Source organism: Clostridium amylolyticum (assembly GCF_900142075.1).
GTDB lineage: Bacteria > Bacillota > Clostridia > Clostridiales > Clostridiaceae > Clostridium_AA > Clostridium_AA amylolyticum.
Window position 1 is genome coordinate 304,358 of record NZ_FQZO01000002.1, and the last position, 11,750, is coordinate 316,107.

Annotated in this window: 10 protein-coding genes; 4 read left to right on the forward strand and 6 right to left on the reverse strand. The window is 30.6% G+C overall.

Annotated features, from left to right (window positions below; translation table 11 throughout):
- Window positions 1-7: 7 nt before the first annotated feature.
- The 3 genes from BUA82_RS06020 to BUA82_RS06030 form a co-directional block, all read right to left on the reverse strand.
- Window positions 8-934 carry an ABC transporter permease gene (locus tag BUA82_RS06020; RefSeq protein WP_073005654.1) on the reverse strand — a complete coding sequence of 309 codons (927 nt, stop codon included), beginning with the start codon at window positions 932-934 and terminating at the stop codon, window positions 8-10.
- Between the two features lie 108 nt (window positions 935-1,042).
- Complete coding sequence (locus BUA82_RS06025; protein ID WP_073005656.1) at window positions 1,043-2,596, reverse strand: response regulator; 1,554 nt, start codon at window positions 2,594-2,596, stop codon at window positions 1,043-1,045.
- On the reverse strand, window positions 2,589-4,361 hold the full coding sequence (locus BUA82_RS06030) for a sensor histidine kinase (protein WP_073005659.1): 1,773 nt from the start codon (window positions 4,359-4,361) through the stop codon (window positions 2,589-2,591). Before BUA82_RS06030 ends, BUA82_RS06025 begins: the two co-directional genes overlap by 8 nt.
- A gap of 212 nt (window positions 4,362-4,573) precedes the next feature.
- Between BUA82_RS06030 and BUA82_RS06035 the strand changes: the two genes are divergently transcribed.
- On the forward strand, window positions 4,574-5,254 hold the full coding sequence (locus BUA82_RS06035) for a DUF624 domain-containing protein (RefSeq protein WP_073005661.1): 681 nt from the start codon (window positions 4,574-4,576) through the stop codon (window positions 5,252-5,254).
- Window positions 5,255-6,018: 764 nt separating this feature from the next.
- Complete coding sequence (locus BUA82_RS06040; protein WP_073005663.1) at window positions 6,019-6,579, forward strand: hypothetical protein; 561 nt, start codon at window positions 6,019-6,021, stop codon at window positions 6,577-6,579.
- 57 nt (window positions 6,580-6,636) lie between these two features.
- On the opposite strand, the gene BUA82_RS06045 is transcribed toward BUA82_RS06040, so the two are convergent.
- Entirely contained in the window at window positions 6,637-6,939 is a 303-nt protein-coding gene (locus tag BUA82_RS06045) for a hypothetical protein (RefSeq protein WP_073005665.1), read from the reverse strand.
- A gap of 163 nt (window positions 6,940-7,102) precedes the next feature.
- Between BUA82_RS06045 and BUA82_RS06050 the strand changes: the two genes are divergently transcribed.
- Window positions 7,103-8,875 (forward strand): thiamine pyrophosphate-dependent enzyme, encoded by a 1,773-nt coding sequence (locus BUA82_RS06050; protein WP_073005667.1) that lies wholly within the window; start codon window positions 7,103-7,105, stop codon window positions 8,873-8,875.
- Window positions 8,876-8,887: 12 nt separating this feature from the next.
- Window positions 8,888-9,472 (forward strand): indolepyruvate oxidoreductase subunit beta, encoded by a 585-nt coding sequence (locus BUA82_RS06055; RefSeq protein ID WP_073005669.1) that lies wholly within the window; start codon window positions 8,888-8,890, stop codon window positions 9,470-9,472.
- Between the two features lie 128 nt (window positions 9,473-9,600).
- On the opposite strand, the gene BUA82_RS06060 is transcribed toward BUA82_RS06055, so the two are convergent.
- Both BUA82_RS06060 and BUA82_RS06065 read right to left on the reverse strand, forming a co-directional pair.
- Entirely contained in the window at window positions 9,601-10,944 is a 1,344-nt protein-coding gene (locus BUA82_RS06060; RefSeq protein WP_073005671.1) for an ABC transporter permease, read from the reverse strand.
- 2 nt (window positions 10,945-10,946) lie between these two features.
- A complete protein-coding gene (locus tag BUA82_RS06065) occupies window positions 10,947-11,609 on the reverse strand; it encodes an ABC transporter ATP-binding protein (RefSeq protein ID WP_073005673.1) in 663 nt (220 codons plus the stop codon).
- Window positions 11,610-11,750: the final 141 nt, after the last annotated feature.

Genomic DNA, 11,750 nt, shown 5'->3' on the forward strand with positions numbered 1-11,750 from the left:
TCACCTCCTAGAACAAAGCATTATCATTGTCTATTTTCTTTACTACAAAGTTAGATATCATAATTAAAATAAATCCTACAACAGATTGGTAAAGGGCGGCAGCAGAACTCATACCTATCTCTCCCATAGTCATTAACCCTCTATACACATAAGTATCTATTACATTTGTTACAGGATATAAAGCGCCTGAATTTTTTGGAAGCTGATAGAATAATCCAAAATCAGCATTAAATATTTTACCAATAGATAAAATAAATAAAATTGTTATTACAGGTTTCAATAAAGGTAATGTTATGTATTTAATCTGTTGCCATTTGGTTGCTCCATCTATCATAGCAGCCTCATAATAACTCTTGTCTATACCTACTATAGCAGCTAGATAAACTACTGTATTATAACCTATTCCCTTCCATTGACTCATTATTATAATAATCCATGGCCAATATTTAGGCTCCGAATACCAGGATACCCCTTCTTTTCCCATACCCTTTAATATTCCATTGACATAACCTTGTTCTGGGCTTAAAAATGCAAATAAAGCATAGGATACCACTACCCAAGATAAGAAATATGGCAAAAACATAGCACTTTGATAAAACTTTGCTAACTTTTTGTTTAAAAGTTCATTTACCATAATTGCTACGCATACAGGTAAAACTATTCCTAATACTATAAACACTAAGTTGTATAGCACTGTATTCCTAGTTATTACCCAAGCATCAGAGCTCTTAAACAAAAATTTAAAATTATCTAAACCTACCCACTTTGACGTTACTAAACTTTTTAAAAAACTTCCGTTAATTCTAAATTTTTTAAAAGCTATTACCACTCCAAACATAGGAATATATGAAAAAATTAAAAACCATATAAACCCTGGTAGAGCTAATGTGAAAAGCTCTTTATTCTTATTAAAGCGCTGAAAAATCTCTTTCATACTCTGACCTCTCCTCTGACAACGATTTCTTGACTTTAATATAACATAAGGGGTTATATGGCTTAAAGTTGATAATATTTAGTTTTAATGTAATTTTTTCAGTTAAATTTAATATTTTTTTGAATTTCTCATTTCATGAGGAGAAATACCAAAATATGTCTTAAATTTTTTATAGAAATAACTGGTATCATCAAAGCCTATAGATTTTGCAATGTCATTAACTTTCATATTAGTATTCAAAAGCATTTCCTTAGCTTTTTCATTTTTTACTTTGTTTATGTAATCTGAAAAGCTGCAGCCTACCTCTTTTGCAAATATCTGTCCAAGATAAGAAGTGTTCATATTATACTTCCGCGCCAATATTTTTAAGCTATGCTTCTCTCCATAGTTATCATTTATATAATTAAGGATCTGCTGCACTACAGGTGTATACTCCACATTCTCAATTTTCATAGTAAGCTCTCTAGCTTCTTCTTTTATTCTTATCTCAAGCATATCTAGAGTTTCTTCTTGTTGAATATATAAAATTATGTCATTTAAATATTTATTTATGTTATAATCTTCCACGTTTAGTTCAATAGATACTTTCCTAAGTACTAAAATCATTCTTACTGATAGGTTTCTGATATCCTTTGGCTTTATCTTTAAGGAGCTCCTAATAGATTTAAAAACATTTGATATATAAAAGTTTATATCTTTTAAGTTTTTCTGTAATAGTAATCTTTCAAACTCCTCTAACTCCACTTCAAAGCCTTCGCTGGCTTCCCTAAAAGAGGAAGCTATATCCTCATAAAAAACCACATTGTTGTAGCCTAAAAGCAGCAAATATTCACTGCATGTTAGGGCCTCTTCATAACTTTTGTGAAGATTTTCAGGTAAATTAACGGAATTTCCTACTGAAATAAATGTTTCAACACCATAGGTATTTAAAATTTCATTTTTTGAGTCTTCTAAATAATTAAGTAAATTAATTTGATTAGTACCTTCTGAATCTTTAACACAACCTGCAATAATTATTAGATACTGATTGTCCTTTATAAAAACATCGCTATTTTTAAAAGGAAGTGTTCCCTTAAAGAATTTCTTTATTCTTTTAATCATATCCATGGTAGCACTTTTAAACTTAACCATACCCACAACATATTTATCTAAATGAATGCTTAGGTTTAATACAAATTCTCTTGTTTCTAGCTCACTCTCACTTATAGAATCTGTTATCCACCTTAAATATATATTTTCCTTTAAAGTTTGCAAATCAGTATTTTCTATGTGCTGAGTGGTTATTTCCATGTTTATCTTCCTTATAATATTAGCTATTGTACTTTCAAGTTCTTCCTCATTAATTGGCTTTAATATATAATTTTCTATACCTAAACTTATAGCTTGTTTTGCATAATTAAAATCATCATATCCACTTAATATAACAAATTTAGTTTTATTATTTTTAGCTTTTATATTTTTTATAAGTTCCAAACCATTCATTTTGGGCATAGTTATATCCGTAACTACTATGTTTATATTGCTGTTATTAAAAGCCTCAAGAGCTTCTTCGCCATTAGATGCAGTAAATATATTATCTATACCTATATTATGCCAATCAATAATACTCTTTAACCCGCTTAGTATCCATGGTTCATCATCTACTAACAAGATATTATTCATCCTTTGCCTCCTTTAGTTTTGGTATATTAACAATAATTTTTGCTCCACCTGTAGAACTCTTATCTACCTTTACTCCATAATTAGCACCATAGGTCATGCTTATTCGTTCATGCACATTCACTAGTCCAATGGAATTCCCAAGATTTTCTCTTTTACTAATTTTTTCGTTTATCTCTTCTATTCTCTGACTTTCTATACCCTTTCCATTATCACTAATAACTATTTCAATTTCTTCCCCCATGTCATTCAAGGCTATTTCAATATAATTATCCGTTCTATCAATATCCATACCATGAACTATAAAATTTTCTACCAAGGGTTGAAAAGAAAATTTCATAACTTGATTATTATAAAGCTCCTCACTACAAAATATATTATAATTAAATATCCCAGGATATCTGAATTTAAAAAGCTCTAGATACATTCTACAATGCTCTAATTCTTGCCTTATGGTTATTATGCTATCACCCTTTACCATATTTCTAAAAAGTGAAGCCATATTATATAACATTTTCCCTACTTCTCTATCGCCACTAGATATCGCCTTCATCCTTATGGATTCTAAAGTATTGAAAAGGAAATGGGGATTTATTTGGTTCTGAAGTGCCATAACCTCCGCCTTTTTTTGTTTAATTTGAGATACATAAACCTCCTTAACATAGTCATGAAGCTTGTCGCACATCTCATTAAACCTTACGGATATAAAAGATAACTCATCATTCTCCTTATCTATAGGTATTCTAGCATTAAAATCACCTTTTTCTAATTTTTCCATGCTATCGACTATATTATTAGTTCTTAACTCCAAAGTTTTAAGTTTAGTATAAATAATAGTATTTACTAATATAGCAAGAGCCCCCGCTAGAGCATAAATAACCCAGGTTATAGATCTATTAAGATAACTTATATCCTTTTGGGATATAATTCCTACTACCTTCATTTCACTTTTGCTATCCATTACCTCTCCAAAATACTTATTTCCATTATCATAGTACATTTGTTTAGACTTAAGTTCATCTATATATGGGTAATTATCTCCTTGATAAACCTTAGAAGAGTCGTAAAATGTTATATCATTTCCACCTATTAGTAGCAATTCAGAGTGGGATTCATCATAATGGCTAAGCACCTGCTTAATGTCACTTATATCATATGTGAAAATTATTTTTCCAATGTTATTAAGATTTAAAGGGTTTTTTAAATCTAACATAATATTTATATATTTATTACTATCTCCATCTTTGCTGAGGTTGCTCATCATTATTTCGTCAAATTGATCCTTAATATTACCTTTCTTAGAGTTTATAGCATTTTCATAGATATTTAGCGCCACATTTTCTTGAAATATGCTTAAAGAATTATCTTGATAATTATAAAGAGATATTCTCTTCATACCATTACTAAAGCCAAATGCAGATTTTATATAGCTTTCAAGTCCCATATAATAAAGCTTGTCACTTTTATAAAATGTGTCTAACTTATGATTTAAGTACTTTTCTTGATTATTATTTACGTAGTATATAAGGTCATCTCTCCAGGATTCAGTACTATATAATCTCCATAAAAGTTCCCTTGAATTATCATATTTTCTATCAATATATTCCGTGGTTTGTTCTATAATTTTTTTATTTAAAAAGAGCTGCTGATTTTTTATGGTGTTATTCACCCTGTTTATTGAAAAAGCTGCAAGAAAAACCACCGCTGTGGTAACCACTGCAAAATATAGTGCAAAAATTCTTTTATACATGTATTTCTTTTTAGTCATAACCTTACCCCTATTTATTTTGATATGTATATTATAAATTACATTTCAAAGCCTCTCAATGTTAGTGATTTACAATGGTGGACAATTCCGGGTGTAAAAATTATAGATTAAATGTATAAATTACATATTCATTGATTTTCTTTCATATAAAAATTGATACCTTAATGCTTTTACTGTAAAATTATTTTCAAATATATATTATGGTGATGTACATGGGAAAAATTTTAAATTCAGAAAAGATAATGAACGTTTTTAATTATATATACTGGTTTTTCATAGGTAATTTGCTTATGGTATTATTTAATCTTCCATTTTGCATTACACTAATCCTGTACGTTCGTTCAGGTTTTAAGACGTATCCTACAATATTTTTACTTACCCTATTAACTTTAGGTCCTTCATTAACTGCAATATTTTACACTATGGGAAGGTTACATAGGGATAAGGATATATCCATATTTAAAGATTTTATGAAAGCTTATAAAGAGAATTTTCTACAATCTATTTGTGCTAATACTTTATTTCTCTTAGTATTTATAGGTTTTACCCTAAATGTTAGACTTGCATCTAATTTTCAATTTTTGAGTATAATGACACCATTTTTTTATGTAGGCATATTTCTTATATTTATTGCCTATCCTTATGCATTTATTATACTTTCACGTTTTCAAATGAAAACAATGGATTTAATAAAAGCTTCCTTTACTTTAAGTATAGTAAAATTCAAATATACCTTAATTAATATAATTATTTTCTTATTTATGCTGATAATTATAGAAGTAATGCCTGCTTATGGAGCTTTATTTTTAGGAAGTGTTATTCCTTATCTTATAATATTATCGAACAAATCTTTATTAGAGCTTCTAGCTAAAGATAGCAGTATCAATAAATAAGTTTTTTTCATTTTCCCTCTTTAAATATATAAAATAAATGAGAGTAGCACTAAGGGTGCTACTCTCATTTATTTTGTATATTCATTATATATTAAAACGTTTAAACACTTTCAATAATGCATTCTTTTTTCTAACAAAATAAATAAGAGCTAAAATATCATAATTCCAATAGAATTAAGTATTCTAGCTCCTATTCATGTTAAGTGTCTCTTGCAATGTCTTTCTCCTTAAACTGTATTTTTTAAATTCTAGTGCAAAGTCTAACAATAATTAGCCTACCCATTGTAAACCTACTTTTCACTTTTTATTAGTAATCTCTAAATTGGCTTCTCACCCACTGCTACGGCAGTGATCATTAAATTACTGGAAAAACGGTTTACTAAACTTATTTAATATGCATATGCATGTACTATGGTTTAAAGATTTTACAAACACTTTATGATAAGAAAGCTTTCTTATATTTGTCTTTATAATATCACATTAAGTACAAGTTGTCAATATTTATTATTATATAATAAATTAAATATTTATTTAATTATTAAAAATATTGTGAATTTTAATAGCAATTTATAATATCTATTAAATATATTAACTTTTTCTTTACATTTTTCATTAACACATATAAAGTTATTATATATCTACAAAATTAAGACTTATAATCTTAAGGTAAAAATAATATTTTCTTCAGCTTCTCTTAAGGTTAATATTTTATACTTAAAATATAAGTAAAACTTCAATAATAATTTTAGGAGTTGTATATAAAAATGAACTATAAATATATATACCTGATTTTTTCAAAAACAGGTACTTGGCTTTCTCAAGTCATTAATGTTTTTTCTGATACAAAATATATTCACACTTCTTTAAGTTTTGACAGCACCTTCACTGAAATGTATTCCTTCGGAAGAACCAACCCTGATAATCCTTTCTCTGGTGGCTTTGTTAAGGAAAGTCTATATGAAGGAGTATATAAAAAGTTTCCACAATGCGAATGCCTTATTTATAAAGTTAGAATTACTGAAGAACAATACTTTAACTTAAGACAAGCTTTAAAGAAATTTGAAAAAAATAAATATAAGTATAAATATAATTTTATAGGATTATTTGGTGTATTGTTTAACATTCCTCTAAAGCGAAGAAGGCACTATTTCTGTACTCAATTCGTATCAGAATTATTAGAAAAAAGTAAAATATGCCACTTTGACAAATCTCCTGAACTTATGAGACCCACAGACTTATTTAATATAGCTAACAAAGAAATTATTTTCCAAGGACTTATAAATAATAATTATTCATTATTAAATTCATTTAAATTTGTAATATAGAAAACATAAAGCCCCTACTTTTCAGCGCATTTACATGTGATAAAAAGTAGGGGTATTTTATTTAATCTTTTTTGATATACCTTCATAAAGATAATCAAGATATTCCGTATTAAACCCTTCTTGTTTTACTATATCTATTCTAGATATAGCCTTTTCTAAAGTTTCCCTAGCCTCTATATAATCTTTTCCCTTTATGCAGGTGGTAGCATACTGAAGCAGATAATCTACCTTTAACACCTGCTCAGCTAAATCTTCTCTATCTTCATTCACCAAATTAACCAATAAGGCATAAACCTTAGGAGAGGTTATATCCTTAGAGTTAAATAGTAATTTATTATTTCTCGTATTTTTTCTAGCCATGTTAAACACCTCTTTGTATAGATTATACACTAAAATTTTGTTAATATAATAAATATTTATCTAAATAATTAAGATTATTAACTCATAATAGTTTGTGATTTTGTCTAAAAACAATGATATAATATTCTTAATATTATGAAACCTATAATTAGGAGGTGCCAATTTGGAAAGAGTAGTAATTACAGGTAATGAAGCCGTTAGTAGAGGCTTTTGGGAAGCAGGAGGTACTATAGCTTCTAGCTATCCTGGCTCACCTACAGTATCTATTCTAGAAAGTATGAAAAGCTACAAGGATATATATGCTGAATGGGGAACTAATGAAAAAGTAGCCATGGAAATAGCCATAGGGGGAAGTATCTCCGGAGCTAGATCCATAGTTTCTATGAAGCATGTTGGAATAAATATAGCATCTGACCCCTTTATGACCTTCACTCAAGTAAGGACAAAAGGCGGATTTCTTTTAGTGGTGGGAGATGATCCTGGTTTATCTTCTTCTCAAAATGAACAAGATAGTAGATTTTGGGGGAAATATGCCAATATCCCAGTGCTTGACCCCTCTACCCCACAGGAAGTTAAAGATTATGTCATAGAGGGTTTAAAAATCAGCGAAGATTTTAATACCCCAGTACTCATAAGGCTTACCAGCAGGTTATGTCACTGCAGAGGAGTGGTGGAGCTAGGGGAAAGAAAAGAATATCCTATATCAGGCTTTGAGCCTGATCAATCAAGATATTGTATGCTTCCTCCTTATGCCAATGCTGCTCAACATTTTATGAAAGAAAGAATAGAGAAATTACAGGCTTATAATAACAGCTATGAGAATAATAAATTGGAAAGTAATAATTCTTCAGTTTTAGTAATAACCAGCAGCATGTGTTATGAAAATTTAAAAGAAATAAATGCACCTGTAGATATTTTAAAATTAGCCATGGTTTGGCCTCTTCCTTTAGATTATATTAAAAGTTTAAGTTCACAATATGAAAAGGTTATTATTTTAGAAGAGACCTTAGGTTTTATAGAAGAAGAACTTAAGGCAAATAATATTAAAGTAGAAGGCAAAAAGTATTTTCCCTTTACAGGAGAGCTTTCTATAGAAATAATAAGAAAAGGCCTGAAAGAAGCTGGAGTTATGGACTTTGAGTACAAAGACCCCACCTCAGATACTTCTGTGCCTAGAACTCCTATGCTGTGCGCAGGTTGTCCTCATAGACCTATATTCCATATCTTAAAGAAGATTAAAGCTACGGTTATCGGAGATATAGGCTGCTATTCCCTGGGTATATTAGAGCCCTTTGAAGTGCACAAAACCAATATCAGTATGGGGGCTTCTTTAGGAATGGCTCTAGGTGTGGCCAAGGCTCAAAGCATGTCTGGAAATAAAAAACCTATTGTAGCCACCATTGGAGACGGTACCTTCTTCCATTCAGGCATGACAGGATTCTTACAACTGGCATCTTGCAAGGAAAATATTACTGTGATAGTTATGGATAACAGAACTACTGCCATGACGGGTGGACAAGTAACTCCTACTACTAGCAAATATTTTAAAGAATACGAAAATCACGGTGTTAGTGTTCATGAGGTTATAGAGTCCTTTGGCATAAAAGATATAACCGTGGTTGATCAATTTAAATATAAGGAAACCAAAGAAGCTATAACTGAAGCCATGAAGAGAGATGGATTATCTGTTATCGTAGCTACAAGACCTTGCGCTTTAAACTTTAAAATCAAAGAACCTCATTTTTACGTGGACGAAAAAACTTGTATCGGCTGCAGAAGCTGTATACAAACTAATTGTCCTCCAATATCCATGAAGCTTTATGAAGGAAAAACTAAAAAGAATTCTTATATAGATCCTGATATGTGCGTAGGTTGCTCTGTTTGTTCTCAGGTTTGTCCTGTGGGGGCAATTAAAAGAAGCACCGGTGAAGAATAAGGGGGTATAAAAATGGGTATCACAAATATTTTAATAAGCGGTGTAGGCGGACAAGGCTTGGTTTTAGCTACTGGAATAATTGCTGAAGCAGCTTTTAGAGAAGGTTATGATATTAAAACCAGTGATGTTATCGGCTTGTCTCAAAGAGGTGGTATGGTATATGGCAGTGTAAGATTTGGAGACAAGGTATATTCCTCATCCATCCCCCAAGGAGAAGCAGATATACTACTGGCCATGGAGCAGCTAGAAGCATTAAGATGGTGTTATATGCTTTCTCCAAAAGGAAAGGTAATCATAAGTGAAGACATAGTCTATCCCAATAGAGTACTATTAGAAAAGGAAGAATATCCTGAAGCCATAGCAAAAACCATTTCTGAAAAAGGGCTAGAAGTAATTTCTGTAAAAGCAAAGGAAAAGTCTAAGGCTTTAGGCAATATAAAGGTTTCTAATATTTATCTTATAGGGGCTCTTTCAAAGCATCTTCCCTTTAAAGAAGAAACTTGGCTAGAGGTTATAAAGGAATTTGTTCCTCCAAAAACCTTAGACCTTAATATTAAAGCCTTTCATGAAGCAAGAGAAGAATACTCCTTTGTATAGTACCTAAATAGAATTTTTTATAAATTTATCTATACTCTTGATAAAAATAGTCCACAATAAATAAAAAAATCCAGTGAGATATCCACATGCTGCACATATCTCACTGGATTATTTATATGAAATTCCCTTTATTCATATCTTAAAGACTCTACAGGGTCGAGCTTAGAGGCTTTATTAGCTGGATATAAACCTGCCAGTACGGAAATTAATATGGCAAAACCTATAGTTCCAAATACTAACCAAACAGGAGTAGAGAAAATATTAGGAACCTCCTTCACACCTTTAGATTTTAAGAAAGCATCTAAAGCTAACTTAATAATTTCTGTATTTAAAATGCTAAAGAATAACCCAAGTATTCCTCCTATAAATCCAATGGCTGCAGATTCTGTAATAAACATTCTTCTTATATCACTTCTAGAAGATCCTAATGCTTTCATAATACCTATGGATCTTGTTCTTTCATAAATAGACATAGTCATAGTATTAATTACACCTATAGAAGCAACAAATATTATTATGATACCTACCACTGCCAGCACCCCTTGAGCTATGGCAAATGCAGATTTTATACCTTTGATTATAGATTGTATGCTGGTAACTCCATAACCCATTTTAGAAATTTCGTCAGAAACTTGAGACACATCAGAAATATTTTTCGCTGTTACCTCTACATTGCTTGGACCTTTTTCTGCATAATAATTTTTATTCATATTTGCATAGGCAAGTAAATCTTTAGCTTCCTCTATAGACATAATTACCTTATCGCTATTTGGAAACTTTTCACCTACCACCCCAGCTACTTTAAGCTTCATAGTAAATGGTTCAACTTTAGGTATTCCAGGAGCTTCAGGAAGCTCAGTTTTAATTATTAAATCTTGTCCAATAACAGTTTTGTAGTCATCAATACCTAACTTCTTTAATAACTTTTCCCCTATTAATACTGAATTTTTATCTGCGTTTGTAATGATATTGCCGTAAGTAATAGGCTCTAGGTCTTTTTTCTTTTCTTTTATTCTTAAACTTTCTACTTGAGCTTTGCTAAATATTGAGTTATTTAAATCAAAGCTTACTGCTGAAGCCTTCTTTTTATTTTTTCCCATAAGCTCTAAATCTATATTATGTATGGGAGTAGAAACAACTACCTCTTCTACAGATTTAATGTTTTTAATTTTATCAATAGCCTTCTCATCTAAAATAGTAAACTTTGGCTTTAATGCCTCAGAATCTTCTTCCCTATCAGATTCTACCTTTATTCCACTTTCTTCAAACTTATAAGGACTTACCATAATACTATTTCCAGGGGTTTCAGCTTTTATTGTATCTATAACTAGCTTTTGCACACCCACTCCAAGACTTACCATAAGGATTATAAGCATAGTTCCTATAGAAACTGCAAAAGAAGTAAGGAAGGTTCTCATTTTTCTTCTTCTTAAATTTTTAAATGCTGTTTTAGTATAATTTTTAAATTTCATTATTATTCCTCCACCTTGCCATCCTTGATTCGTATAACTCTATCAGCATATTGTGCTTCTTGGTTATTATGAGTTACCATAACTATGGTATACCCTTGATTTTTGAAATCAGTAAGTATCTCCATAACTGCCTTTCCTGATTTAGAATCCAGATTTCCCGTGGGTTCGTCTGCTAGAATTATCTTGGGATTATTAACCAAAGCTCTAGCTATACTAACCCTCTGTCTTTGCCCTCCGGAAAGTTCTGTAGGCTTATGTTTCATTCTATCGCCCATACCCAAAGACTGAAGCATTGAGCTGGCTCTATCCTTCATTTCTCGATCAGGCTTACCAGCTATCATAAGAGGCATCATAACATTTTCCAATGCGGTAAGGCTAGCCTCTAAATTAAAGGATTGAAATACAAACCCTATTTTTTCATTTCTAAATTTAGACATCTTCTTATCCTTAAGCTTGCTAACATCTTCACCTTCAATGATTACAGCTCCCTTTGAAGGTTTATCTAATCCTCCTATCATATTCATAAGAGTGGACTTTCCTGAACCTGATGGTCCTACAATAGCAACGAACTCACCTTTTTCTATAGTTAAACTAACATCATCTAAAACGGTAAGTTTCTCATTTCCAACCTTATAAAATCTACTTACATTTTCAATCTTTATCATAATCTATCCTCCTAAAATAGTATCCTTCGCATGAGAAGTGACAAATTCGTCACCTTTAAGGCATGTGTTAATATTATAACTCCAATCTTAACTCACACTTACCTATATCTTAAAGTAAACTTAAATAAAACATAAATTGAA